At 62.1% G+C, this 26,205-nt stretch carries 24 protein-coding genes; 16 read left to right on the forward strand and 8 right to left on the reverse strand.

Annotated features, from left to right (window positions below; genetic code table 11):
- Positions 1 to 29 precede the first annotated feature (29 nt).
- The gene (locus L6639_RS14500; RefSeq protein ID WP_237862572.1) at positions 30 to 692 is read right to left on the reverse strand and encodes a response regulator transcription factor; all 663 of its coding nucleotides are present in this window, start codon (positions 690 to 692) and stop codon (positions 30 to 32) included.
- Between the two features lie 466 nt (positions 693 to 1,158).
- Between L6639_RS14500 and L6639_RS14505 the strand changes: the two genes are divergently transcribed.
- A complete protein-coding gene (locus L6639_RS14505) occupies positions 1,159 to 1,923 on the forward strand; it encodes a sigma-70 family RNA polymerase sigma factor (RefSeq protein ID WP_237862357.1) in 765 nt (254 codons plus the stop codon).
- A 122-nt stretch (positions 1,924 to 2,045) separates the two neighbouring features.
- A complete protein-coding gene (locus L6639_RS14510) occupies positions 2,046 to 2,975 on the forward strand; it encodes a helix-turn-helix domain-containing protein (RefSeq protein ID WP_237862358.1) in 930 nt (309 codons plus the stop codon).
- A 1,491-nt stretch (positions 2,976 to 4,466) separates the two neighbouring features.
- Here the strand turns inward: L6639_RS14510 and L6639_RS14515 are convergent.
- Positions 4,467 to 4,979 (reverse strand): GNAT family N-acetyltransferase, encoded by a 513-nt coding sequence (locus L6639_RS14515; protein WP_237862359.1) that lies wholly within the window; start codon positions 4,977 to 4,979, stop codon positions 4,467 to 4,469.
- 157 nt (positions 4,980 to 5,136) lie between these two features.
- Here L6639_RS14515 and L6639_RS14520 point away from each other — a divergent pair, with 157 nt between their 5' ends.
- The 3 genes from L6639_RS14520 to L6639_RS14530 all read left to right on the forward strand — a co-directional run bounded on the left by L6639_RS14520 (position 5,137) and on the right by L6639_RS14530 (position 7,607).
- Positions 5,137 to 6,228, forward strand: coding sequence for an AI-2E family transporter (locus tag L6639_RS14520; protein ID WP_237862360.1), 1,092 nt, complete (start codon positions 5,137 to 5,139; stop codon positions 6,226 to 6,228).
- Positions 6,229 to 6,298: 70 nt separating this feature from the next.
- Positions 6,299 to 6,763 (forward strand): potassium channel family protein, encoded by a 465-nt coding sequence (locus L6639_RS14525; protein WP_237862573.1) that lies wholly within the window; start codon positions 6,299 to 6,301, stop codon positions 6,761 to 6,763.
- 154 nt (positions 6,764 to 6,917) lie between these two features.
- Positions 6,918 to 7,607: a MarC family protein gene (locus L6639_RS14530; RefSeq protein WP_237862361.1), complete on the forward strand. Its 690-nt coding sequence runs from the start codon at positions 6,918 to 6,920 to the stop codon at positions 7,605 to 7,607.
- A 15-nt stretch (positions 7,608 to 7,622) separates the two neighbouring features.
- On the opposite strand, the gene L6639_RS14535 is transcribed toward L6639_RS14530, so the two are convergent.
- On the reverse strand, positions 7,623 to 8,306 hold the full coding sequence (locus L6639_RS14535; protein WP_237862362.1) for a helix-turn-helix domain-containing protein: 684 nt from the start codon (positions 8,304 to 8,306) through the stop codon (positions 7,623 to 7,625).
- A gap of 272 nt (positions 8,307 to 8,578) precedes the next feature.
- Here L6639_RS14535 and L6639_RS14540 point away from each other — a divergent pair, with 272 nt between their 5' ends.
- Both L6639_RS14540 and L6639_RS14545 read left to right on the forward strand, forming a co-directional pair.
- Positions 8,579 to 9,202, forward strand: a complete 624-nt coding sequence (locus tag L6639_RS14540; protein ID WP_237862363.1) for a response regulator transcription factor — start codon at positions 8,579 to 8,581, stop codon at positions 9,200 to 9,202.
- A gap of 171 nt (positions 9,203 to 9,373) precedes the next feature.
- Complete coding sequence (locus tag L6639_RS14545; RefSeq protein WP_237862364.1) at positions 9,374 to 9,697, forward strand: response regulator; 324 nt, start codon at positions 9,374 to 9,376, stop codon at positions 9,695 to 9,697.
- 14 nt (positions 9,698 to 9,711) lie between these two features.
- Here the strand turns inward: L6639_RS14545 and L6639_RS14550 are convergent, their stop codons facing one another.
- Genes L6639_RS14550 through L6639_RS14560 form a run of 3 tightly spaced genes read right to left on the reverse strand, consistent with a single transcriptional unit; the run spans position 9,712 to position 12,907 of the window.
- Complete coding sequence (locus L6639_RS14550) at positions 9,712 to 10,299, reverse strand: invasion associated locus B family protein (RefSeq protein ID WP_237862365.1); 588 nt, start codon at positions 10,297 to 10,299, stop codon at positions 9,712 to 9,714.
- Positions 10,300 to 10,322: 23 nt separating this feature from the next.
- Positions 10,323 to 11,207, reverse strand: a complete 885-nt coding sequence (locus L6639_RS14555; RefSeq protein ID WP_237862366.1) for an alpha/beta hydrolase family protein — start codon at positions 11,205 to 11,207, stop codon at positions 10,323 to 10,325.
- Between the two features lie 11 nt (positions 11,208 to 11,218).
- Positions 11,219 to 12,907 (reverse strand): aspartate:alanine exchanger family transporter, encoded by a 1,689-nt coding sequence (locus L6639_RS14560; RefSeq protein ID WP_237862367.1) that lies wholly within the window; start codon positions 12,905 to 12,907, stop codon positions 11,219 to 11,221.
- Positions 12,908 to 13,041: 134 nt separating this feature from the next.
- Between L6639_RS14560 and L6639_RS14565 the strand changes: the two genes are divergently transcribed.
- The 5 genes from L6639_RS14565 to L6639_RS14585 all read left to right on the forward strand — a co-directional run bounded on the left by L6639_RS14565 (position 13,042) and on the right by L6639_RS14585 (position 20,488).
- Positions 13,042 to 13,722 (forward strand): YoaK family protein, encoded by a 681-nt coding sequence (locus tag L6639_RS14565; protein WP_237862574.1) that lies wholly within the window; start codon positions 13,042 to 13,044, stop codon positions 13,720 to 13,722.
- A complete protein-coding gene (locus tag L6639_RS14570; protein ID WP_237862368.1) occupies positions 13,719 to 15,422 on the forward strand; it encodes a SulP family inorganic anion transporter in 1,704 nt (567 codons plus the stop codon). Before L6639_RS14565 ends, L6639_RS14570 begins: the two co-directional genes overlap by 4 nt.
- 138 nt (positions 15,423 to 15,560) lie before the next feature.
- Positions 15,561 to 18,314 carry a decarboxylase gene (locus L6639_RS14575; protein ID WP_237862369.1) on the forward strand — a complete coding sequence of 918 codons (2,754 nt, stop codon included), beginning with the start codon at positions 15,561 to 15,563 and terminating at the stop codon, positions 18,312 to 18,314.
- A gap of 18 nt (positions 18,315 to 18,332) precedes the next feature.
- Positions 18,333 to 20,033 (forward strand): aspartate:alanine exchanger family transporter, encoded by a 1,701-nt coding sequence (locus L6639_RS14580; protein WP_237862370.1) that lies wholly within the window; start codon positions 18,333 to 18,335, stop codon positions 20,031 to 20,033.
- A gap of 20 nt (positions 20,034 to 20,053) precedes the next feature.
- On the forward strand, positions 20,054 to 20,488 hold the full coding sequence (locus L6639_RS14585; RefSeq protein WP_237862371.1) for a hypothetical protein: 435 nt from the start codon (positions 20,054 to 20,056) through the stop codon (positions 20,486 to 20,488).
- Positions 20,489 to 20,558: 70 nt separating this feature from the next.
- Here L6639_RS14585 and ppk2 read toward each other — a convergent pair whose 3' ends face one another.
- Both ppk2 and L6639_RS14595 read right to left on the reverse strand, forming a co-directional pair.
- Entirely contained in the window at positions 20,559 to 21,359 is an 801-nt protein-coding gene (gene ppk2, locus L6639_RS14590; protein ID WP_237862372.1) for a polyphosphate kinase 2, read from the reverse strand.
- Between the two features lie 127 nt (positions 21,360 to 21,486).
- Complete coding sequence (locus L6639_RS14595) at positions 21,487 to 21,942, reverse strand: hypothetical protein (RefSeq protein ID WP_237862373.1); 456 nt, start codon at positions 21,940 to 21,942, stop codon at positions 21,487 to 21,489.
- A gap of 164 nt (positions 21,943 to 22,106) precedes the next feature.
- Between L6639_RS14595 and L6639_RS14600 the strand changes: the two genes are divergently transcribed.
- The 4 genes from L6639_RS14600 (at position 22,107) to L6639_RS14615 (ending at position 26,167) form a co-directional block, all read left to right on the forward strand.
- A complete protein-coding gene (locus L6639_RS14600; protein WP_237862575.1) occupies positions 22,107 to 22,517 on the forward strand; it encodes a hypothetical protein in 411 nt (136 codons plus the stop codon).
- On the forward strand, positions 22,510 to 23,745 hold the full coding sequence (locus tag L6639_RS14605; RefSeq protein ID WP_237862374.1) for an HlyD family secretion protein: 1,236 nt from the start codon (positions 22,510 to 22,512) through the stop codon (positions 23,743 to 23,745). Before L6639_RS14600 ends, L6639_RS14605 begins: the two co-directional genes overlap by 8 nt.
- Before the next feature lie 18 nt (positions 23,746 to 23,763).
- A complete protein-coding gene (locus tag L6639_RS14610) occupies positions 23,764 to 24,186 on the forward strand; it encodes a hypothetical protein (protein WP_237862375.1) in 423 nt (140 codons plus the stop codon).
- Positions 24,187 to 24,271: 85 nt separating this feature from the next.
- Positions 24,272 to 26,167: a sensor histidine kinase gene (locus L6639_RS14615; RefSeq protein ID WP_237862376.1), complete on the forward strand. Its 1,896-nt coding sequence runs from the start codon at positions 24,272 to 24,274 to the stop codon at positions 26,165 to 26,167.
- The last annotated feature ends 38 nt before the right edge of the window (positions 26,168 to 26,205 follow it).

A 26,205-nucleotide genomic window follows, 5' to 3' on the forward strand; every position in this document is an offset into this window, starting at 1 on the left:
CCATCCGCCCATTGCGTCCTGGGTTGTACCTATTCTTTGGTGTAGGCCGATGGCTTCCCTCGAATTTCCGGGGGCAATGATTCCCAGATCCTGACCAACTGGCCGACCGATCCGGCCTGGAGTTTCCGCGTCGCATTGCCGCGGTGCAGCTTGACCGTGATTTCGCTGATGCCGAGATCGAACGCGATCTGCTTGTTGAGACGACCCCTGACCACTTCACGCAGCACTTCACGTTCGCGCGGAGTCAATGTCACGTAGCGATCGACATGTTGGCGGACACGTTCGGCCGATGCCCTTTGCGCCAGGTCTTTTTCGATCGCTGCGGTGACCGCGTCGAGCAACGCCTGATCCCTGACTGGCTTGGTCAGGAAATCCACCGCTCCTGCCTTCATCGCTTGCACCGTCATGGCGATATCGCCGTGACCGGTGAGGAAAACGATCGGCCGCGCGTTGCCGTTTGCGGCAAGATGCTGCTGCAGATCCAGGCCGCTGGCGCCGGGCATGCGGACGTCGAGGATCAGGCAACCCGGTCGCTCCGGCAGATCGGCGTGCAACAGTTCCTGGGTCGAGCCGAAGCAGCACGCGTCGAGTCCAACCGACAGCAGCAACTCGCGCAGCGCGAAGCGAATCTCTTCGTCGTCGTCCACGATCAGCACAAGCGGACGGTCGGTGATGTCGGCGTTGATGGTCATGAGATGGCAAGGCGGGTCAGGTGGAGCATGAGAGCTGGCGGTAATATCAAGCATGGCTTGGCCTCTTGATCGCTTCCTGCTCCGCGGTTTGTCGCCGTTTCCTGGCCGGGGCTTTCGGCCCTCAGCTTCGCGGTCTCACCCGGGTTCTTACGGCTCTTAAGGCTATGCAATACCGTCGTCTTTCCCAAAACCCGCGTGTTTTGTCTGATTCTGCTCTGCGCCTTGAGGCGATCGTGCGTTTGGGCAAAGTCGTCACCTGCGACCCAGAGCCGTCGTGAGCGTTTCACAAGCGTGTGCCCGACGGAGAGACCTGACCGGAGCTACGGCTTCGAGCTCCCCTTGGCCCGCCGAGCGGGTAATAGACCCTAGACCAGAAGACTAGAAGCGGACGCCCCTCGTAGGATAGCCGAAGAGGCTTCATGCGACCCATCCTCATCGCAATCTCGTCAAGAGAACGGAGGGGACGATGTCTGTTATCAGGGAACGACAACGAGCGCGGGTGCGTACCCCATCATTTCATCGACCTCGGCGAAGCGCTCCCTTATCCGGCTGCGCCCAAATGGGCTCAGTCGCGTCCGCAACCAGGTGCAATGATCCTGTTTTGCAATCATCGGACGGGCCATTCGATGCCAAGAGCCGCGAGAGGCTGGTCTATGCGGTCCGCCAGGAGGCCGACGTTTCCGACGAGATGCTGCTGAAGAACGTCGCCGAGGGCGACAAGGCGGCCATGCACATCATCTTCGCCCGCCACCGCAAGAGAGTGTCCCAATTCATTCGGTGTCTCGTCCGGAATCCCGCGATCGTCGACGATCTCGTCAACCAGGTGTTCCTCGATGTGTGGCGCTCCGCAAACATGTTCGAAGGTCGCGCGCGCGTTTCCACATGGCTGCTCTCGATCGCCCGATTCAAGGCCATCAACTCGCGGCGAGAACGAACGCACGAGAAGATCGATCAAGACGAGACTCTTGGGATCATCGATGACGGGGATACACCTGATGTTGCTCTGGACCGCAAGGAAACAGAGGGACTTTTGCGGGCGTGTATCGATGAGCTATCCCCGGCTCACCGGGAGATCATCGACCTGTACTACTATCGTGAAAACTCCACGGCCGAAGTCAGCGAGATCATCGGCATTCCGCAGGCGACCGTGAAAAGCAGGATCTTTTACGCGCGCAAGCAACTCGCGAGGATCCTGGTGGCGGCGGGTCTCGACGCCGCGGCAACACGTTGAAATCGCGTTGTAAACCATTCGTGTCATGGGTTCCGCTGGACGGCTCTCCCTCAACCGCGATAATGGAGGCCGACGTGGCAGTAGGCTGATCTGCGGGTCTGTAGGAGCGATGGTCGACCGATATGGCACAGAGCGGCTTTCATGGGGAGAAGTTCAGGGAGCTTCTGCACCTTCGGGACACGCCCTCGTCGCTGATCGCCCGTTCCGTGCGCGGCGTCGAGGTCGCTGCGACGGAAACGCGGGATGACAATCCCGTTCCGGGCCTTTGCGGTGCGGTCGATCCGGAAGACGCCTACCTCGTCAGCTTGAAGCTTCGCGATTACCCGGATTGCGAATATTGGGAGCATGGCAAGTGCGTGACCAAGCCCAATATCCGGGCAGGCGCGACTTACCTCTATGACCTGAAGAACGATCCGCGCTTTGTGATCGACAAGCCGTTCCATTCTGTTCATTTCTACGTTCCTGCTTCGGCCCTTAACGGCATTGCAGGGCAGTTCGGCGTGCGGCGTGTCGGGCAGCTCGATTGCCAGTTCGGCACCGGCTTTCGCGACGAAGTCGTGCATCACATCGGCGCGGCACTTCGCCAGGGATTGCGCCGGCCCGCTGAAGCCAACCAGCTTTTCGTAGACCACATGATGCTTGCGCTCACTGCGCACGTCGCTCAGGCGTATGGTGGCCTGCGCAACGCCGAACTCGTGCCCAGTGGTCTTGCCCCATGGCAGGTGAGGCGCGCTTGCGAAAAGCTCGAGTCGGATCTCAGCGGGAAGTTCGCGTTGGAGGAGATCGCGGCGGAGTTGGGCCTGTCGGTTGGCCATTTTTCTCGCTCGTTTCGAGCGTCCGTCGGGCTGCCGCCACATCAGTGGCTGCTTCGCCAACGCGTCAGCGCTGCGAAGCAGTTGATGACCGTTCGGGACCTGTCGCTCGCCGAGATCGCAATGTCGGTCGGTTTTGCCAATCAAAGCCATTTTACGCGGGTATTTTCCACTTTGGTCGGTCTAAGCCCGGGCGCTTGGCGCCGCGACATGCGGGGTAATTCGGTACGTGAGACGTGAGCTCCGGATAGTGAGTTTCGTCCTCGGCCGAGCGGTTAACCCCGGGCAGGGATTCGCGATCGGCAGAGTTCCGTTTGTCCCCGTGTTCCGGATCCCTGTGCAGAACGCTAGGTAAGAAAAAGTGCGCTAATCCAGCAAAATCAGTCGATTGCTCGGTACTCGCGTGTTCGCGAACGTTTTCTGCAATTCGAGCATTTGTCGCGACCTATGCCCAGGTCACTCTCGAGCAGCATGCTTGCGGAGCGTGACCAATGAGGCGCCGTCGTCGAACTCACCGCAAGCGCGACCAGCAGCGGCTGATTGCGCCGAGACGACCAAGGCCCGCCGGTTCAGGCGGCGGCTTCCTTAATAATAGCGATAATAGCGCCGGGGGCGGCGATCGTAGTAATCGTCGCCGTAGTACCCCTGCCGGCCCTGTTGAAATTGAGGCGGTACTGTCCCGGTCGGGTAGCATTGCCCATCTCGGATATCGATGTCAGCACCGTTGCCGCAAGGAACGGGATATCGGCCGCCGTAACCGTATCCACGTCGATACTGCCACTGCCTCGCAGCCTGTTCCTGAGGCGGAAGGTATCCGTTCGGATAGCACCAGCCATCCCGAGCACTGATATCCCAACCGTCCCCACAAGGGGGCGGGTGCCTGGGGACGCCGTACTGGACCTGCTGCATAGGCGGCTGAAAGTCCATGGTCGGCAAAGCCTGACCTGCGAGTAGCGATGCGGCGAGGCCGATAATGATCATCTGAAAACCTCCATAAGGCGAAGCGTGCTTCAGCAGGTATGAACCCCTCGTGAATGGCAGGGTTCACGAAGACGGGCTCGTCACTTGGGAGAACGGGTGGTTTTCCTGGCCTGATGGCAAGCCGCTGGTTGCTCCGTTCGGAGTCGCGGCGGCGTTTGACGCGTGGCATTCCGCGATCCAGGCGCAGCGCCGGCGAGAGTTAAAATTCGCGATTACTGGCGGCTCAAAATGCGCGGGCGCTACTGCGCGTCGCGGGAGTGGAAGAGAGCGGCGGACTCCTACATGGAGGAGCTACTGAGGGATCCGCAAGGCTGACGAGTGAGCACATGCTCGTGCAAGTCTTGTAGCACGTGCCCATTCCAGCATTGATGGTGCTTTTGGGAGAAGGCAAGCAAGACCATAAAACCCACAGCGACCACAACGCATCCGGTTACAAAGTTCTGCATCCATGCACTCCGGAGCAAGCTGTGAGTGGCTAACCCTGGGGGCATCTTAACGAACAGAAATACAAAATCCATCGCGTGAAGGCTTCACGGGTGGGGGGCAGATCGCCGCCGTGTCCTCGGAGAGGGGGCATCGGCCGGCCGTGCCCGGTACCGGGGGCCTCGCATTCCAGCCTGGGAGCGTGTCCTCGCGCGGCTCTGCGAGGCAGGCGCGCTGCGGGAGTTGCAAAGGTTGACAGGTCACCCCTTCAATTTCAGCGTCAATAATTCTGTCTAATTGGCTGAATTGACTGGAGTTTGATCCGATTTAGCTCAACTTCAATTCCAGGTGGAGGGCATCGGGATCCTGGCCCTTTACGCGCACGAATCCGAATCTATCGAAGACGCGGCGCATGGCGGCGTTCTCGAGGAGCACCTCGGCCGTCAATTCGCTCAGCTTGGCGTCGCGCGCCAGCGCGATCAGGTGGCGCAGTAGCAGGCCGCCGATGCCGCGCCCTTGCCAGGCGTCGATCACCATGAAGGCCATTTCGGCGCGGCCAGGCTCTGTGACGATGTAGCGGCCGCCGCCGACGATGCCCGCATCGTCCACGCAGGCGACCAGCGCGACATGATGCTCGAAATCGATCTCCATGAAGAAGTCGCGCTCCCTGTCCGAAAAATGCTGCTTCGGGATGAAGAAGCGACGCCGCCGCGACTGCGCGCTGGTCTGGCCCAGCGCGGCGAGCATCTCGACCGCATCCTCGGGGCGGAGCGCTCGGATCTCGACGGGCGTGCCGTCGCGCAACGTGTCCCTGTGCGAGTAGCTCGCGGCATCAGTCATCGGTGTCTCGCTGCGTTTATGAGGCGGAGACGACGACTGTCGTCTGCATCCGGCGATCAGGCTGGTGACTGCGGCGGAACTGCTTGATCTGGATCAAGCCGGCTGCGCGAGCGGGGCGGCTACGCTTGGCGGGCTCCTGAGGACACAGGCACCGCGCGTGAAGACAATTCGACAAGTTCTGACGACCGACGGCGTCATCCAGCTCGTGATCCGGCTCGGATTGCTCGGGCTGCTGGTCGTGTGGACCTTCCTGATCATCCAGCCGTTCGTGCCGATCCTGACCTGGAGCGCGGTGCTCGCGGTGGCGTTCTATCCGGTCTTCAGCTGGCTCGCCAAATTCCTCGGCGGCAGCCCGCGTATTGCGGCGGCCATCCTCACGGTGGTCATGCTCGGCATCGTCATCGGGCCCGCGGCGTGGCTAGGCTTGAGTGCCGTCGAAGGGATCAGGGACATCGCAAGCCAGATCAGCGCTGGCGAGCTCGCGCTTCGGGAAGCACCTGAGCGGATCAAGAGCTGGCCCTTGATCGGCCCGCAGCTCTACGATCTCTGGAATCTGGCCTACACCAATATCCGCGCGGTGCTGCGGGAGGTCACACCGTATCTGAAGCCGTTGGCCGGGTTCATGCTGTCATTCGTCGGCAGCGCCGGCATCGGCACGCTTCAGTTCCTGCTGTCAGTGCTGGTCGCCGGGCTCCTTTTTCCCTACGGGCCGCAGCTTGCCGGCGCGATTCGCAGTTTCCTGTACCGGATCGTGCCGGAACAGAGCGAGCATTTTCTAGAGCTCTCCGGCGCAACCATCCGCGCGGTGTCGCAGGGCGTGATCGGCGTTGCGATCATTCAGGCCTTGCTCGCCGGCATCGGTTTCAAGCTCGCCGCCATTCCGAGCGCAGGCCTGCTCGCCGTCATCGTTCTGTTGTTGTCGATCGTGCAGATCGGCGCGGCCATCGTTCTTCTTCCCGTGGTCATCTGGATCTGGACGGACAAGGACATCACCACGGCACTGCCGCTGACGGTCTTCTTCGTCATCGTCGGCCTGCTCGACAACATCCTGAAGCCTTTGGTCATGGGGCGCGGGCTGACCACGCCTACGCTCGTGATCCTGATCGGCGTGATCGGCGGAACGCTCGCGCACGGGATCATCGGGCTCTTCATCGGGCCGATCATCCTGGCGGTTGCCTGGGAGCTTGCCGCCGCCTGGATCCGCATCGAGCAGGCCGCGCCGGTGCCGGACGGGATTGCCGATCGTTGACCCAAATCAACGTCGACGATTGCAGCCCCCCTTGAATATCGTTCGGCACCCGCGAGGTTGGTCGATCCTTATGCTGTTGCAATTGACGGTCGGCGCGCTGATCAGTGCGATCAATATCGGCATCCACGCGCTGGTTACACTCGTCGCCGTCGCAATTGCCCGCAGCGCAGGTCTTCGAAAGGTTGAGCGGCCGAGATTGCACCTGATGGGCGTGATGGTTGCGACGGCAGCGGTCCTGAACGTCGCGCACGCGCTGGAAGTTCTGGTATGGGCATGGACCTATGCCGTCGTCCAGGCCGTGGCCGCTGCCGACAGCGACCTCGTCTATTTCGCTTTCGTCAACTACACGACGCTTGGCTACGGCGACATCACGCCGGTGCGCGAATGGCGGCTGATCGGGCCGTTGACCGCGATGAACGGCGTGCTGCTGTTCGGCTGGTCAGCCGCGATTCTGTTCGAGGTCCTGCGCAAGACGCTCGACCACGTCGGGCTGATCAAGGACGACGCCGTCCGGGGAAAGGAACAAGTGCCGTGAATGCGACTGTCCCGAAAACGATGAGAGCACTCCGAAACGCAATTTCGCTGGACATGGACCGAAGCGACCATCGGGCGGAGCTGACGTGATGTGCGGATCGTGCCTGTCAGGCTCGTCCGGAAACCTTTCGCGGCGCAACGGGATCTGAGGCCAGATGCCCAATTTCGCGACATCCCGGTGGGTTGCCGATTTCTTGTTCGGCTTTGGCGCGCTGTTCGCGATCATCAATCCCTACGGGCTGGCTTTCATCTTCCTCGACCGGACCAGGGGCCTTTCTGAGGACGAGCGTGCGGATCTTGCGCTGCGCGTTGCCGGATATGCATTCGCTGTTCTGTTGGTCTCGCAGTTTCTCGGCAGCCAGATTCTGAACTTCTTCGGCGTGACCATACCGGCGCTGCGGATTGCCGGGGGCCTCGTGGTTGCCGCAACCGGCTGGTCGATGCTCCACGCCTTGCCCGGTGCGGCCGGGCCCCATGCGGAGGCGACTGCCGATCTTGCGACCATGAAGCGGATGGCGTTCTTCCCGCTGACGATCCCGCTCACAACCGGACCTGGGACGATTGCGACCGCCATCGCCATCGGAATAAGCCGGACCGACAGTCTGGACGCGATGTTCGGATCGTCGATTGTTTCGCTGGCAATTGCGATCGCCGTAACCGCGGCAATATACCACGCCTACCGCAAGTCGAGTGCCATGGCGCGCGTGTTCGGCGAGGAAGGCACCAGCGTGGTTACAAAGCTGTCGGCATTCCTGCTGCTCTGCATCGGCGTGCAGATCATCATCACCGGGACAACGGACGTCGCGCGAACCATCCTGGATGGTGCTTCGCGCACCGTCCATTAGCGGTTTCCCGTCTGATCAAGCCGGCAGATCGAGGCTTGCAAGCTGGTGCCGGTCCAGCAACACGATCTGGCGCTGTGTGTTGCCGATAAAGCCGATGACGCCAAGTTCATGCAACCGCGACAATGCACGTGAGACGGTCTCTAGCGTCAGCCCGAGATAGTCGGCGATATCGCGCCTCGACATAGGCAGCGCCATGACCCCAGCCGCTGTCAGCCGCTTGTCCATCTCGAGCAGGAACGCCGCAACGCGCTCCAGCGAGGTCTTGCGCCCGAGCAGCAGCATATGATCTTCCGCATGCTGCAGATTGTTCGTGGTCATGCTGAGCAGGTTCCTGGCGACCACGGTGTCACTTTCAGCGACCAGTTCAAGGCTCTGCCGCTTGACGAGACGTACCGTGGTATCGACGATCGCCTCGGCTGTGAACCGGTGCTCGCTGCCATTCTCCAGGCCAAAGATATCGCCAGTGAGATGAAAGGCGCCGATCTGCCTGCGACCGTCCGACAGCAGCTTGTAGCTCCGCACCGCCCCAGACTTGACTTGATAGACATAATCGGCGGGTTCCTTCTCGCCGTAGACTTCAGAACCTTTCTTGTAGGAAAATTCGCTCAGACTAACCAGCGCAGTTGACGAGCTGGTCATGCCGAGGTCGCGGAGCGAATTGGGGCGGGGCGCGGAATCCGTGGTGATGCGAACGAACATAGGCCAACTCCTCAGCTCAACGCCGAATTGGTCTGTCGGACAGAAAATCTCGCCGCAGGAAATGCGCCGCGCTATCCCACTCCCGCTGAAGTTGATTTACGACTATCGCGGTATTCCCATCCATTGTCCCAAGGGCCAATGTACCTAGGGACAGAATGAAATTTCGTTGCGCGGATTGAGAAGCCCTTGCTGCCTTCGGAAAGGATGCCGTGTGGAAGCACGATCGTTTCGGTCTTTCATCCGTCATTGCTAGACTTTGCGAGAGGTGAAGAGTGCCCGGCCTGGTCCACGTAGTTGATGACGACGCATCGTTCCGGACGGCTATCGAACGCCGGCTGAAGCTCGCCGGCTATGATGTCGCGACTTATGCGTCGGCGCAGGATCTGCTGGACGCAGCGCCAGGTGACGATCAGCCGGGATGCATTCTGCTCGACGTGCGGATACCGGGACTGAGCGGCCCCGAATTGCAGAGCCGGCTGGTCGCGTCAGGCTCGACGCTGCCCATCATCTTCCTGACCGGACATGCCGATACGGCAACGACGGTGCGGACCATCAAGGCCGGAGCGGAAGACTTTCTGACCAAGCCGGTCTCGTCAGAATTGCTGCTTGACGCGATCGAACGTGCGCTGGCGCGGCAGGACGCCGTGCGGAGCCAACGTGGCAGGCTAGAGGTTTTTCGCGCGCACCTCGCCAGGCTGACCCAGCGCGAACGGCAGGTGTTTGATCTCATTGTCCGCGGCAAGATCAACAAGCAGATCGCATATGAATTGGGGACGACCGAGCGGACCGTGAAAGCCCACCGCCATCAGGTGATGGAGAAGATGCAAGTTCATTCGCTTGCAGAGCTTGTTTCGATCGCGGAACGACTTGGGATGCTCGATACGAAGGGCGATTAGCTTCCCGTCGCTGGAAAAGTAGTTTGCCGCATTGGACTGCCCTAAGGGACAATATGAAAGTTCGTGGAGCGGTGCTGCCATGCGGGCATCGCGCTATAGATAGCGCCGGACCGAAAGGTCGCCTCCTTGCCGTCCCGCGATACAGTTTTCGTCGTCGATGACGACCCTTCGATGCGGACCAGCCTGAGCAGGCTGCTTCGTGCGCACGGGTTCGTTGCAACGTTGTTCGACTCAGCGAACGTTTTGCTCGATCAGGGCAAGTTCGACAAGGCGATCTGCATCGTGCTCGACATCAATCTCGGTGGAAAGTCGGGCATCGATTTGAGGCTCCGACTGGCAGGGCAGGGGGTTGTCGCGCCGGTCATCTACATCACCGGAAATGACAGTGCGGCAAATCGTGCCGCCGCGATTGCATCAGGTTGCGTTGCATATCTGACAAAGCCATTCTCGGCGCAATCGCTGATCGCCTCAGTCGAGCGTGCATCCGCCGCCTGACTTTTCGGCCCCTCTCATTCGTCGACATATTGCTCCAGCGTTTTGGCCGGCGCACCCTTGTGGACGGTGGCGAATTGCGCGAGCGGTATCGACGTCGTCAAGGCAAGCAGATTGGCGTCGACGACCTCCAGCGTCAGCGTCTTGCCGGACTCCATCTCCTTGATCATGGCTGGGTCGGCAACATCAGCTGCGATGCAGGTATTGGTGGCGCACCAATTATAGGGGACCCGGCGAGCAGAGCCTTGATCGATCCTCACCTTGGCCGGCTGTTGCAGATACATGCCGACGGGCATGAACAGTTGCAGACGCACCATAGGTGAGTCCTCGCGCTCGATGAGGTCCACGCGTATTGCCGTTTGTCCGGTTGGAAATATTCCGGTGATGGATGTTCGGCAGAGCTTGGGCGCGCCGCCCGCCGTGAAGCATACCTTCTGCCAGTCGCCATAGGTGACATCCTTGGCTTCGCGCTGGCCTCGCGTTGCGACCTCAGCCGATTTGTCGACTTGCGCCGTCGCCTTCCGTGCGGCGAGGCCTGGACTCGTCGCGGAGCTAGCGACAGCGAGGACCAGAAAGCCGGAAAGAAAACGAAGAGGACGGGGCATCGTCGCGGCTCCCAAGTTCAGGCTCATTTTTGCGCATCGAGAAACTGACTCACGATTGGCGACCAGATCGGGATCGCGTCCGGCGAGCCAATAAAGTAATGGCCCTCACTTCCGAATGGCGGCATCAAATGGTACTCTGCCTTGCCGCCGGCGGCGGTAAAGGCCGCATGCATCCGCTTCGACAGATCAGGGCCGAAAAACGTGTCGTTTTCGATGTAGATCCACAGCATCGGTATCCGCGATGTGCGGCCGAAATTCCCCGTCGCCTCGACGAGCTTGTCGGGCGCGCAATTGTTGTTCGGCTTGCCCCCGACGCGGCCGCCACGGCCGGCGGCGAAAGTGATGATGGCCTTCACTTCCGGTGGGTTCATGCTCGATAATGCAATTGACGCCCAACCACCGGCGGATTGGCCGACGACGATGACATCCTTTGGAATGATGCGCTTCTCGGCGGTCAGATAGTCGATGATCCAGCGATCGACCTGTGCGATCGCGAGGCCGGCATCGGGGAAATTGGGGTTCTCACATTTGCCGATCTTCGAGAAAAATGGTCCATACAGCCCGCGCTCCGGAATATCGATCGCGGCCGCCCCATATCCGGTGCCCACCGGCGCGATCACGAGATAGCCGCGCTTCGCGAACCATTTGGCTGCGTCGCGAAACTCCACCAGCGGGAAAAAGCTGCGGTCAGCCATGTTGAGCGAAACGCCGTGGTTCATGATCACGAGCGGGAAGGGGCCGTCGCCGACCGGGCGCACGAGATAGGCGAACATCGGTAACGGCAACGTCAGGGCCCAGAGCTCCTCCTGGATGCGGACCTCATCATCGGCGCGCGCCGGCGCTGCGAAGATGAGGAGGCCGAGCATGACCGTCACGAACGGGCCGAGGATTGCACGCAAGTCACGCATCTGGGCCTCCGTCATCCCGAATATGTGGCGGCGACGACGATCGGACCGAGCACCGTCAGCACGACGTTGCCGACCGCATACGGCACCGCAACGCCAAGCACCGGGGTCTTGCTCTCGGCAACGTCGCAGGCGCCGGTCACGGCGGCATCGACCGTCATGGCGCCGGCCAGCGCGCCGCACGTCACAACCGGGTTCATCCGCAGCACGTAACAGGCGACGATCGTACCGACCGTCAGCGGGACGAGCGTGACAACGATCCCCATGCCGACAAGCAACAAGCCGTGGGCCTGGATCGCCGACCAGGCGGCGAGGCCGTTGCCCAGGCCGATCGCAGCAATGAAGCCGCCCAGGCCGATATCACCCAAGGTCTGCTGCGCGGCTGGCGGCATGGCGCCCATGCTAGGCTTGCGCGAACGCAACCAGCCGCAGACCAGGCCCGCAATCAGCGCGCCGCCTCCGCCGCCCAGCGTCAGCGCAACATTGCCAATCTTGAAGCTGGCGAGACCGGCCAGAAGACCGATGGCAATGCCGGCGGCAAGAAACGCAATATCAGTGCGATCGCTCGTGTTCAGGGCAGAGCCAACCTGCGCCGTCGCGCGCGCGATATTGGGGGTGCTGCCGACCAGCGTCATAACGTCCCCGACATAGACGCGTGTATCGGGCCCGAGCGGCACCTCGCGGCCCATTCGGGTCAGTGCGCGCAGGAAGACGCCGCGGGCGCTATCGCCGACGATCTCGGCGACTTCCCGGATCGAGCGGCCATGCAGCTTGCGGTTCTCCACCAGCACGTCGATGACATTGCCGGGCAGGCTGCGCAACAATTCGTCGGCGTCGATTTCCGCACCGATGACCGGCTTGGCGGCGACGATCGCCGCGGTCGGACCGGTCAGGACGATGTCGTCACCATTTTCGAGCACGACATCGCGATGCGGTCCGACGTCGGCGCCCTGGCGGACGATCCGCTCGACGACGGTGCGCCCGCCGATCTCGGCTTCAATGGCTTCGACGGTGCGGCCGGCGGCCGCCGAGACGCGATAGGCCCGAGCCTGGAATTTGCGGTAGGAGAGATTGTCCGACTTCGCGGGGACGCCGCCGGCAAGCTCGGCCTCGAGTTTCTTGGCCTCCGCCTTGAGATCGACCCGCATCAGCCGCGGCGCGACGAACGGGACGAACAGCAGCGTCAGGATGTAGCCGAGCACGTAGGTGACAGCATAGCCGGCGGCGATATTGGCTTCCTGTTGTTTCAGGATGTCCGGCGCGAGGCCGAGTTGCGCCAGCGCGCCTGATGCGGTGCCGATCACCGAGGACTGGGTCAGCGCACCGGCGGTGAGGCCCGCGGCGGTGCCGGTATCGAGCTTGAACAGCCGGGCAAAGATCAGCACGAGCACGAGGCCCGTCGCGCCGATCACCAGCGACAGCACGACCTGGGCCAGCGTCCGGATGCTCAAGGAGGCGAAGAATTCCGGGCCGGAGCGGTAGCCGATCGTGAAGACGAACAGGCTGAACAGGATGGCCCGCAGGATCGGTGGAAAGGTGAAGCTGCCGAGCTGTCCGATCAACACGGCGACGATCAAGATGCAGGCGGTGGTGCCGATCGAGAAACCGCGGACCTTGATACGGCCGAGAATGGTGCCGATCGCGATCGCCAGCAGCAGGAAGATTTCCGGTGCGGCGGCGATGATCCACCTGACGGTTTCCATGGTCGACGTTCCCCGGCGCTTCTCCCGCGATTTGATTTGCTGCGGGGGGAGATTGCTTGATCCAGATCAAGCCCCGGCGAGGACGCGGCGGCGCCTATGAACCAAATGAAGAATTTAGGCTCCGTATTGTCGACATGAGCACCTTGGACGTTGCCGCCGGCGCAATCCGCCGCGATGAGACGGTCGAGATTGTCCTGCTGCTGGCGTTCGCCGGCGGCTATATTGACGCCTATACTTGGATCATCCACGGCGTCATGGCGAATGCCCAGACGGCCAATGTGATCTTTCTCTGGGTCTACGCCATGGCCGGCAATTGGACCAAGGCATTGCATTTCGTGCCGCCCATCCTGGCCTTCACCGCCGGCATCGTCATAGCCGCCTGGCTGCGCCGTGTGGCCGGAGAGCGGGCCAGCGCGCTCAGCGTCCTGGTCGAGATTGTCTTCTTGATCGTGATCGGCATCTTGCACAACCGGATGCCGGATATTGCAGGAACGCTTGGCATTTCCATGGTCGCGGCGATGCAGTCGGCCATATTTATCAAAGTCGAGGGCGTGGCTTGCAGCACGGTCATGATCACCGGCAACATGCGTCAGACCGTCGAGAATATCTTCGCGGTCGCCTACGGAGGTGCGCCGCTTGGGACCCTGCGCAGGTCCGCCATCTTCTTCGCGCTGTGCGCGGTGTTCGGCTGCGGCGCGGCCGCTGGTGCCTTCGCCACCGAGACCATTCCCAACCTCGCGCTCGGCATTCCCGTCGTCGCGCTGCTGATTGTCCTGCTGCGCTGCGAAGCGACACCGCGTGAGGTGATCACATGAATACGCCACCCGAATCGAGCTGGACGCGGTTCTTTCCACCGGCTGGCTGGCTTGCCGCCTATCGTCGCGAATGGCTTCCTTCCGATGCCGTCGCCGGCGTCACGCTCGCCGCGTACGCCATTCCGGTTTCGCTGGCCTACGCCGCGCTCGCCGGCCTGCAGCCGCAGATCGGTGTCTATGGCTACATGCTCGGCGGCATCGGTTATGCGTTGCTTGGGGCTTCGCGGCAGTTGGCGATCGGCCCAACGTCGGCGATCTCGCTGATGATCGCCGCGACCGTCGGCGTGCTCGCCGGCGGCGATGCCGTGAAATACGCGCAGATCGCAAGTCTCGCGGCTTTCGGCGTTGCCGTGCTCTGCTTCATCGCCTGGCTGTTCAAGCTCAGCGTGCTGGTTCGGCTCGTTAGCGACAGCATCCTTGTCGGATTCAAGGCGGGGGCGGGGCTCACGATCATCATGAGCCAGTTGCCGAGCCTATTCGGCGTTGCCGGCGGCGGACACAATTTCTTTGACCGTGCCTTCAAGCTGGTCGGACAGCTCGGTCATCTCGATCTCCTGGTGCTGGCGATCGGTGCTGTAGCACTCCTGCTGCTTCTGCTCGGCGAACGGCTCTTGCCTGGCAAGCCGGTCGGCATCACGGTCGTGGCGCTTGCGATTGTAGTGGCGACGATATCAGGCTTTCCCGGCCTCGGTGTGCCCGTTACCGGGAAGATCCCGGAGGGGCTCCCGGCGCTGGGCATGCCAACCTTCGGCCTGCTTGAGTTCGACGATCTGTTTCCGCTCGCAGCCGGCTGCGTGCTGCTGGCCTATATCGAGGGTGTATCGGCGGCGCGGAGCTTTGCCGTCAAGCACGGCTATGCGCTCGACGTCCGCCAGGAGTTCTTGGGGCTGGGCGCTGCGAACCTCGCAGCCGCCTTCGGCCATGGCTATCCCGTCGCCGGCGGCTTGTCGCAATCGGCGGTCAATGACAGCGCCGGTGCGCGAACGCCTCTGGCGCTCGTCATCTGTTCCGTGACGCTAGGGCTCTGTCTCCTGTTCTTCACGGGGCTGCTGACCAACCTGCCAAAGGCGGTGCTCGCGGCTATCGTCTTTGCCGCGGTCTACAAGCTGGTCGATATCCGCGCGCTGGTGCGGATGTGGCAGGTGAGCCGGATCGACTTCTACGCTGCGTCGATCGCTCTGATTGCCGTGCTGTTGCTCGGCATCCTCCAGGGTGTCCTGCTGGCCTCGATCGCGTCGATCGTCCTGCTGCTGGCGCGCGCTTCGCGGCCGAACGTCGCATTCCTCGGCCGCTTGCCGGGCAGCGGCCGCTATTCGGACAGCGCGCGGCACGCGGACGTCGAGCCACTCGTTGGCATCATCGCGTTTCGCCCCGAAGGGTCGCTGCTCTACATCAATGCCGAAACGATTCTGGATACAGTGCTGACCGCGCTCCGAACCGCGCCGGGCGTCCATCTGGTCGCCTGCGACCTTTCGGCGTCGCCCTATATCGATCTGGCGGGCGCGCGCATGCTGCACGATCTCTACGACGAGCTCGCCTCGCGCCACGTGACCCTCTGCATCGTCGGCGCGCATGCGCAGCTTCGCGACCTCCTGCGCGCCGAGGGGCTCGGGGAGAAGACCGACAGCGGTCAGTGGCTGCGCTCGCTCGACAGCGTGCTCGGCGAAAACACCGGCGGTCCGGCTCAGCGAACGGCATGACGAGCTTGTTGCGATGCGAATGGCATCGCGCCCGGCCTGCCGAGAATGCGTGCGACCGTTGACTTGGATCAATGGAGCGACGGGCGCCCAAAGCACGATCCCGCATCACCTTTCGCCTGTAAGGATCGGGAGAGATATATGTCCAAGGACACCAAGGCCGCGCAGAAGCGCATCGACCAGTTCTTCTCCGGTCCCGGCGCGCGGGCGGACGATTGGCGTGATCTGGTCGAGGCTGCCAAGGTTTGGGCGCGCGGCGGCGATCGCGCGGCTTATGACGAGGCGCTGGCCAGTCTGTCGGTGACGGAAGAATTCCACGGCTATCCCGGCCTGCAATTGATGGCGGCCCTGCGCGAGGCAGCCTCGTCGGGCGATGCGGCCGCCTCGCGGTCGCTTGCGACGCGGATCACCCAGGCCTTGGCCACGCGATCCTTCCGCCAGCATGCCGGCGATTGGAATGCGAAGGAAGATGGCAATGGCGATGCGCCCGAACTGGTGTCGCCCACCTTCGGTGGTCATAAGTCACGCCGACCCTATTTCGAGACTTTGATCGTCACCGGCATGCCGTCCAGCCAATGGCCGGCTCTCGCGGCCGAATGGCGCAAGCTGCGCCGCCCCGAGGATGGCTTCATCTACGAACCGGTCATCGTCGGCAGCCTCGAAGACGCCTTCTGCGCGACCATGCTCAATCCGAATCTGGGCGCCGTCATCATCAACGAGGGCTTTGGCCTTCGTTCGCGGCACGATGCGCCGGTCCTCCGTTCGTTAACGGCTACGGCCGGTCTCAAGGATGAATCCGACGCGTCCGCGCTGCGGCTTGCCCAGATCATCAAGCGGGTCAGGCCCGAGCTCGACCTCTACATGATCTCGAACCGAGACGTCGAGGAACTCGCCGGGAACCCCGAGGCCAGCGTCGTTCGCCGCATCTTCTATTCGGTGGAAGAGCTGTTGGAGCTGCATCTGTCGATCCTCGAGGGCATCCAGGATCGCTACGACACGCCGTTCTTCGACAATCTCAAGAAATACGCCCAGCGTCCGATCGGCACCTTCCACGCGCTGCCGATCGCCCGCGGCAAGTCGATCTTCAAATCCGACTGGATCCGCGACATGGGCGAGTTTTACGGCCCGAACCTGTTCCTGGCCGAAAGCAGCGCGACCACTGGCGGTCTCGACAGCATGCTGGAGCCGACCGGGAACATCAAGAAAGCCCAGGAAAAGGCGGCGAGGGCGCTTGGTGCCGACCGCGTCTTCTTTGTCACCAACGGCACCTCGACTTCGAACAAGATGGCGGTGCAGGCGCTGCTTGCGCCGGGCGACATCGCGATCGTCGATCGCAACTGCCACAAGTCGCACCATTACGGCATGGTGCTCGCCGGTGCGCAGCCGCTCTATGTCGAAGCGTTCCCGATGACGGAATATTCGATGTATGGCGCAGTGCCGCTCAAGACGATCAAGCAGGCGCTGCTGAACGCCAAGGCCGAGGGCCGGCTCGACCGCGTCAAGATGCTGGACCTGACCAACTGCACCTTCGACGGCCACATCTACAACACCCGCCGGGTGATGGAGGAATGTCTCGCCATCAAGCCGAACCTGATCTTCCTGTGGGACGAAGCCTGGTTCGGCTTCGCGCGCTTCTCGCCGTTCTTGCGCCGCCGCACAGGCCTCGGCGCCGCCAACGACATCGAGGCGTGGATGCGTGATCCCAAATCGGTCGACGCCTATGAGAAGCAGCAGGCACAGCTTGGCAAGAACCCGACGGATGAGGTTCTGCTCAGCACAAGGCTGATCCCCGATCCCAGGCAGATCCGCTTGCGGGTCTATCAGACCAACTCGACCCACAAGTCGATGTCGGCGATCCGGCAGGGGTCGATGCTGTCGGTCAAGGACGTCGAATTCCACACGGTCGAGCAGCAGTTCAAGGAGGCCGTGTTCACGCATGCCTCCACCAGCCCGAACCAGCAGCTCATCGCCAGCCTCGACATTTCGCGGCGGCAGATGGAGCTGGAGGGATATGGTCTCGTCGCCAATGCGATCGAGATCGCGTTCGCGATCCGTCAGGCCGTCAACAACAATCCGCTGCTCTCGAAATACTTCCGCATCCTTGGTGCCGACGCCATGGTGCCGGCGCAATACCGCCAGAGCGGCTTCACGGATTATCTCTCGGCTGGCGTGAACTGGGCGACGACGCTGAAAAGCCTCGACGAGGACGAGTTCTGCCTCGATCCGACCCGCATGACCCTCGTGTGTGGCATGGCAGGCTTCGATGGCACCCAGTTCAAGGGCATTCTCGCCAACGAGTACAACATCCAGGTCAACAAGACCTCGCGCAACTCTGTGCTGGTCCAGTCCAACATCAACAACACCCGCAGCGACGTCGCGCATCTCATTCGGGTCCTCGCCGAGATCGCAGGCGAGGTCGACCGCGGGCTGGTGCAAGGCGGCGAAAATGCGCGCAAGACCTTCGAGGCGCGCGTCAAGAGCCTGATGAAGGACGTGCCCGACCTGCCGAACTTCTCGCACTTCCATCCGAGCTTCCGCGGCGATTCCGGCGCCAAGACCAACGAGGGCGACATCCGCACCGGCTTCTACGCCGCCTATGACGTCGCGGGCTGCGAGCATATCCGCCTCCACGATCCCGAGATCGACCGCCGGCTGAAGGCCGGCCCCGAACTGGTCTCGGCGAACTTCGTGATCCCGTATCCACCGGGTTTCCCGATCATGGTGCCGGGCCAGGTGATCACCCAGGAGACGATCGACTTCATGCGCAAGCTCGATGTGAAGGAGATCCATGGCTACGACGCCAAGGAAGGGCTGAAGCTCGTGCGCACGGAGGCTTTGGCGAAGCTTGGCCGGCCGAAGCCCGGCGCGCAGCCGAAGCTCAAGGCCGCGTCATAGGTATGAGAGGGGACCGACATGCAGGGGTTTTTCACGTTCCTTCAGCAGAACCCGTATCTGCTGCTGTTCTTCGTCGTCGGCCTCGCCGTCTATATTGGCCGGGCCAGCATCAAGGGATATGGCCTCGGCATGGTCGCCGGCGCCATCGTGGTGGGCGCCGGCCTGTCGGTGTGGTCGTCGACCTACGGCGTCAAGCTCGAGCTGAACAACTTTGCCAAGAGCCTGTTCTACTATCTCTTCATGTACGGGGTGGGCCTGCGTGTCGGGCCATCCTTCATCAACAGCCTGAAAGGTGACGGGCTGAAGTTCTGCATATTGGCGCTGGTGTCGAGCGTGCTCGGCCTCGCGCTGGTCGTTCTTGGTGCCAAGATCTTCGACCTTCCTGTCGGTGCTGCCGGCGGCATGCTGGCGGGCTCGCAGACGATGTCCGCGGCGATCGGCTCGGCGGAGCAGGCGATTACCTCAGGCGTCGTCAAGTTGCCCGAGGGTATGAAGCCCGAGCAGGCTTCCGGCATGATCGCGCTGTCCTATGGCATCACCTACATCTGGGGCACCGTCGGCATCATCCTGATCTGCAAATATCTGCCGCGCTGGTGGGGTGTCGACGCCAAGGCTGCCGCGAGGCAGTATGAGCAGGAATTCGGGGTCAAGGATCTCGAAGGCGGCGGCCTCACCGGCTATCGTCAGTTCGGCCTGCGTGCCTATCGGTTGGAAAATCCCGCGACCGCCGGAATCAGCATCGCCAAGTTCCGCGCGATGAATCCGGAATACCGGATCGTCAATGTCGGGCGCAACGGCGAGCCGCAGGGGGCCGATGCCGATCTCGTGCTGCAAAAGGGCGACATTGTCGCCCTTGGCGGCTCGACCGAGCATCTCACCGACAAGATGGGCCTGATCGGCCCGGAGGTCGCAGATGCCAAGACACTCGGCATTCCCATGGACCAGGCAGACATCCTCATCACCAACAAGGAGATGGTGGGCCGCACCTTCGAATCCTTCCGCGATACGGCGATTGCTGGCCAGTTGCAGGTCACCAAGGTCGAGCGCGGCGGCGTGCAGATCCCGGCCGGTCTCAAGACCAAGCTGGAGCGGATGGACATCGTCTCGGTGGTCGGCCTCAAGTCTGCGGTCAGCGAGCTCGGCGACATGTGGGGCCGCATTGCGCGCACCAACACGTCGACCGACCTGCTGACGCTGGCGGTCGGCATGATCCTCGGCTTCCTGATCGGAATGGTAGACTTCCCGGCGTTCGGCGCCAGGGTTGGCCTCGGCAATGCCGGCGGCCTCCTGCTGTCGGGTGTGATCGTGTCCTCGATCGTGTCGCGGCTGCGCTTCTTCGGCAACACGCCGAACGCGGCCCGCAACGTGCTCGAGGATCTCGGCCTCGTCGTGTTCGTTGCCATCGTCGGCGTCAATGCCGGCGCCGGGCTGCTGTCGCAGCTAACGGGTGCGATTGCCCTCAAGATATTCATCGTCGGGTTCATTGCCTGCACGATCCCGCCGTTCATCGTCTGGGCGATCGGCTTCCACGTCTTCAAGATCAACCCGGCGGTGCTGATGGGCGGCGTCGCCGGCGCGCGGTCGCATTCCGGTCCGTGCCGGGAGGCTGCGGTCGAGATCCAGAGCTCCGTGCCCTGGATCGGATTCCCGGTCGGCTATGCCGTCTCGGGTATCCTGCTGACGATCTTCGGCTACTTCGCAATGCTGCTGGCGCAGTAAACAAAAGGGGAAAGAACGCTATGAGAAAATTGACCGTCGGAGCTGCGCTGGCCGCTTCGCTTGCGATCGTTGCAGGTTTCAGCACGCCTTCGCGCGCTGACACCGGCCAGGTCGCCGTCGTCTTCACCAAGGGCGGCTTCATCGTCGGCGTCGGTGGCGGGGAGGGCGTGCTGCTCTACAGGGGCCACAAATATCCCTTCACGGTATCAGGGATGAGCGTCGGCTTCACGATTGGCGCCTCGACGACCAAGTTCGTAGGCCATGCCTATCACCTGAAGGGGCCGGCCTCGATCGAAGGTTCCTATGCAGCGGGCGGAGCCGGCGGTGCGGTCGCCGCCGGCGCCGGCGCCGTGCAGTTGCAGAACGGCAATGGTGTGATCCTTCAGCTCACAGGACCGAAGGTCGGCGCGGAAGTGTCGGCTGCGGTTGGTGGCGTGACCATCAAGCTGAAATAGGCGTGAACGAGGCTTGCAATAAAGCGGGCTGCGTCACCGCAGCCCGTTTTTCATGTTGGGATCATGCGTCTCAATATCGCTCTTCGACGAATTTCAGCCCGCGCAGGCTGGCCTGATCGTTGTAGCGGCCCTTGTGGGAGCGCTGCGGCAGCTTGACCTTCTCGCGCTTGATCTTCTTGTAAGGGATCGCCTGCAAAATATGCGAGATGATGTTGAGGCGGGCGCGCCGCTTGTCGTCGGAGCGGATCAGTCGCCATGGCGCATGCTTGGTGTCGGTCGCCTCGAACATCATGTCTCGCGCGCGGGAATAATCGTACCAGCGGCCAAACGACTCGGTGTCCATCGGGCTCAGCTTCCACTGCCGCAACGGATCCTCGATCCGCGCCCTGAAGCGGAGCTCCTGCTCCTCCATGCCGACCTCGAGCCACAGCTTGATCAGGATGATGCCGGCGTCCACGGCGAATTTCTCGACCAGCGGGCACAATTCCAGGAAGCGCTTGTGCTCGGCCGGCGAGCAGAAGCCCATAACATATTCGACGCCGGCGCGGTTGTACCAGCTGCGGTCGAAGATCACGATCTCGCCGCCGGCGGGATATTGCTCGATGTAGCGTTGCAGGAAGAGTTGGGATTTTTGGCGGTCGGAGGGCGCGGGCAGGGCGCAGACGCGGAATACGCGCGGGCTGACCTTTTCGGTCAAGGCCTTGATGGTCCCGCCCTTGCCGGCGGCATCGCGCCCTTCGAAGATGATAATCACCTTCAGCTTTTGGGCCCTGACCCATTCCTGGAGGTGGCAGAGCTCGACCTGAAGCTTTTCCAGCTCCTTCTCATAAGCCTTGCGCTTCATTTTTTCCGCGGGCTCGTTCTTGGCCATGCCTGTCCTTTCGGCTGCTAGAGCATGATCCGGAAAAGTGTGAAGCGGTTTTCCGAAAAGATCATGCTCAAACAAAGAGCTAAAGCGCTATGACGATTCAACCCAATCTCATCGCGCTTCAACGTCGTTACTCGTCGTCCCATGAAATGGTCACGCCGATGTCGCCCGGCATGCCGCCCGGAAAATCGATGACCTGATAAGCGATGCGATAGCCGCGCGGCTTCAGATAGTCGGTCCAGAGCTGGAAGATTTCCTTGGGGATCCCGGTCAGGGTGGTCTCCCAGCCCTTTTCCATCTGGTTGATGGCGCGCCCCTTGTCGGTGCAGAGCGAATTGGGGAAACGATAGACCAGCACCTCGGTGAGGCCGTTGCGCACGGCACGCTGGATGATCGTCGCGGCGAGCTTGATCTTCTCTTCCTCGCTCTTGCCGGAGGGCTTGCTCAAGCGCTCGATCAGCGCACGCTTCTCGGCTTCGGCGGCGGCGGCAAGTCGGACATACTCTTCCGCCTTCTCGGCCTCTTTCAGTGCGGCCTCTTTGCGGATCTGGGTGGCGTTGGGAATGAGATCGTCAAGCCCGGGCATGGCTGCGGCTCCCTGTGATTATTCGAACGGCATTTGCAGAAACGCTATGTCCGGCGTGGGACATTTCCCTTGATTCAAATCAAGCAAATTGCGGGCCGAGCTGGACACAGTGCAGCAAGTGCACGTTTGGCCGGGAGAGACCTTTGAGCGATCAGCTAAATCCGATGGCACCGCACCATCTGCCGTTCTATCTCGCGCCGGGGAGCGGGGCCGACACGCTGATGGTGGTGATGGGGATATTCCTGATCGGCACCGTGCTCTGGATCGGCACGCTTTATTGGAAGCTGCACAGCCTTCCCGAGCGGATGGCACACAAATCGCAGAAGCTCCAATTCGAGTTCGTGGCCGTGCTGGGCCTGATCTCGCTGTTCACCCATATGCACATCTTCTGGATCGCAGGCCTGCTGCTCGCACTGATCGACATCCCCGACTTCGGAACGCCGCTGCGCAGCATCGCTGACTCTGTCGAGAAGATTGCCGATGCGACGCCGGGAGAGGCGGGCGAACCTGCTGAAGCGCCACCACCGGCCGAGACGCCGGCTACCCCCAAGGAGAAGGAGCACAGCCATGTTTGAGCTTATGTTCTGCTCGCTCCTCACGATCGTGCCTGATTATCTCTATCGCCGCTATGGCCAGGGCAAGCGCTTTGGCAAGGAGATCACGTTCTTCTCGGTCTGGTATGAGCTGCGCTGGGGCATCACCGGCTGTTTGATGCTGACGATTTCGCTGATCACGATGATCTTCTATTTCCATCCGGCGACGGATTCGGCGACGCTCTACTATCGAACCGTACCAATCGCGCCTGTAGGCGTGGCTGGCCGGGTAGCCGAGGTGAATGTCGGCTTCAGCGCGCCGGTGAAGAAGGGTGACGTGCTGTTCAGGCTTGACAGTGCGAAGCAGGAAGCCGCGCTCGAAACCGCCAAGCGCAAGGTTGCCGAGATCGACGCCACCTTGCAGACAGCGCAGGCAGAAGTCGTCAAGGCCGAGGCCCAGATCGGCGAAGCCAAGGCGAACTATCAGCAAGCCAAGGATGAGCTGGACGTCAAGAGAGAGCTCCAGAGCCGCAATCCCGGTATCGTGCCGCAACGTGACATCGACAAGCTTAAGGTGCTGGTCGATCAGCGCCAGTCCGGCATCGATGCTGCGACCGCTGCAAGACAGGCGGCGTCATTGCAGGTCTCGACCTCGCTGCCGGCGCAGAAGGCAAGCGCCGAAGCTGCCGTGGCGGAGGCGCAGGTGCTTCTGGACCAGACGGTCATCCGCGCCGGCGTCGACGGCCGGGTCGAACAGTTCCTGCTCCGCACCGGTGATGTCGTCAATCAAATGCTGCGGCCTGCGGGGGTGCTCATCCCGGACGGCGCCGGCAGAAAGGCTCTGCAGGCTGGCTTCGGCCAGATCGAAGCTGGCGTGCTGAAGGAAGGAATGGTGGCGGAAGCGGCCTGCATCTCAAAACCTTGGGTAATCATTCCCATGGTCATCACGACTGTGCAGGACTACATCGCGGCCGGACAGTTCCAGGGTGGCCAGCAACTGGTCGAGGCGCAGAACGCGGCCGCGCCCGGCACGATCCTGGTGTTCCTCGAACCGCTCTACAAGAACGGGCTCGACGGCGTGACGCCGGGCAGCAGCTGCGTCGTCAACGCCTATACCAGCAATCATGAGGAAATTTCGGCGGAGCATACCAGCACCGGCCGGGCCATCGCGCTTCACGTCGTCGATGGCGTCGGCCTCGTGCATGCGATGCTGCTGCGCATTCAGGCCTTGCTGATGCCCATCAAGACGCTCGTGTTGAGCGGTCATTGATTGCTCGAAGGAATAGAAATGGATCCAGTAAAATCGATTGCGCTGGGCGGGCTGATCTCGGTTTCGCTGCTCGCCAACATCAGCCAGGCAGAGGCCATCGATCTCAACGGCCCCTGGGCGACCGACGCAAACAACTGTCAAAAGGTCTTCGAGCGCAAGGGCAACCAGGTCGGCTTCACCGACATGTCTGAAGTTTTCGGCGGCGGCTTCATCGTCGATGGCGACCAGATCATCGGCAAGTTCGCACGCTGCCGGATCAAGGCGCGGAAGGACGACGGGCCAAATGTCAATCTGATCGCGGCCTGCGCGACCGACATCATGCTTTCCAGCGTCCAGTTCAGCCTGAAGGAGCTGGATGCCGACAGTCTCGTCCGCCTGTTCCCGGGCATGGAGGACATGGAGATCCGCTATCACCGCTGCCCGGCGAAGCCTGGGCCATAGTGCCCGCTCTGCGGCCTGTTGGAGCCACGCAATTCCCGCTAGAATTATGGCTAGAAGCGGCTGGAAAGGCCGCCGGCGGAGCGAGATGAGCGGGCGCAAATCCAGGGTGTCGGTCAAGCTGAGGCCGGTTTGGGCTGTTTGGCTCGGCCTCGGCCTGTTGCTGGGCGCCTGCGTTCTCTCCGGCAGCGCCGATGCCGCCCAGCGCAGCGCGCGCGGCGAACTCAAGCGCGTGCTCATCCTGCATTCCTTCGGCCGCGAATTCCGCCCCTGGAGCGAGTATGCGCGGAGCATCAAGGCCGGGCTCGAGCAACGATCGTCCTGGCCGCTCGACATCCAGGAACACGCGCTGCTCAGCGCGCGTTTCAACAATCCTGGCCCGGAAGCGCCCTTCGTCGAGTATCTCGCCTCGCTCTATCAGGGCGCACCGCCCGACATCGTGTTGAGCATCGGTGCTCCGGCGGCGCGGTTCGTGCAGCGGTATCGCGCGAAGCTTTTCCCCGATACGCCGATGGTGCTGACCGTGGTCGAGGAGCGGCTGGTGAACCGCCTTGATCTTACCGACAACGACGTCGTTGTGTCGGCACGTCTCGATTTCATGGCGGTGTTTGACAACATCCTGCGCGTCCTGCCGGACACCAAAACGGTCGGCGTCGTGATCGGAGCATCGCCACTCGAGAACTTCTGGATCGACCAGTTGAAGCAGGATCTCAAACCGCTCGGAAATCGTGTCGACCTCGTCTGGTATTCCGACCTGCCATTCGAGGAGATCCTCCATCGCGCGGCCAAGCTTCCGCCCCATACTGTGCTGTTCTGGGGGCTGATGTCGGTCGACGCTGCAGGCGTCGTCTACGAGGGGGACATAGCCTTGCGTAGCCTGCGCGCGGTCGCCAACGCGCCGATTTTCTCGTACCAGGACCCCTTCTTCGGCGACGGCACCGTCGGCGGCCCGATGCAGCTCACGGCGGAGATCAGCCGCAAGACGGTCGATGCGGTGATGCGTGTTCTCGGAGGCGAGAAACCGTCTGCCATCAAGTACGCGCCGATCGAATTCGGGCGGCCGAAATATGATTGGCGCGAATTGCAGCGCTGGGGCATCAGCGAAAGCAATCTGCCTCCCGGCAGCGAAGTTCTGTTTCGCGAGCCCACCATCTGGGAGCGTTATCGCAAGCAGATATTGCTGATCGCCGCCATCATTCTGGTGCAGGCTGGCTTGATCAGCGGATTGTTGCATGAGCGCCAGCGCCGCCGGGTTGCAGAGGTCGAGTCGCGCCAGCGCTTCGCAGAGCTTGCCCACGCAAACCGCTATTCGGCCGTCGGTGAGTTGACGACCTCGATCGCGCATGAACTCAATCAGCCGCTGGGCTCGATCCTGACCAACACCGAGGCGGCCGAGCTCATGCTTAAGGGCAATTCACCCGACCTCAACGAGATCCGCCTGATCCTCGCCGATATCAGGCGCGACGATCAGCGGGCGAGCGAGGTGATCCGCCGGCTGCGCAGTGTCCTGAAGAAGACGCCGTTCGAGGTCAAGGATATCGAACTCAACGAAACGGTCCGGGAAGCGGTCGGCCTCGTCAGGGCCGTTGCCGACGGACGCCGGATCACGCTGATCTATACGCCGGTGTTGGTCGATCTGCACGTCAAGGGCGATCCCATCCAGCTTCAGCAGGTCGTTCTCAACCTGATCATCAACGCGATGGACGCGATCTCCGATGCGAGCACCGGCAGACGCGAGGTCAGCGTCTGGACCGTGCGCACCAGTGGCGAGGCCGAGGTCAATGTCGTCGATACCGGACCGGGTGTGCCGGCCTCCGATCTCGCCCATGTGTTCGATCCCTTCTTTTCCACCAAGCCTCAAGGCATGGGCATGGGACTTGCGATCGCGAAAACCATCGTCGAGGCCCACCAGGGCACGATCAGCGCTACCAACCAACAGGCGGGCGGGGCACGGTTCGCCATCCGGCTGCCGCTCCTCGGCTGATCTCTCGCGCCGCAACAGCTCGGTGGCCCGATTCCGTT

It is taken from the genome of Bradyrhizobium zhengyangense, assembly GCF_022012555.1.
Classification (GTDB): Bacteria; Pseudomonadota; Alphaproteobacteria; order Rhizobiales; family Xanthobacteraceae; genus Bradyrhizobium; species Bradyrhizobium zhengyangense.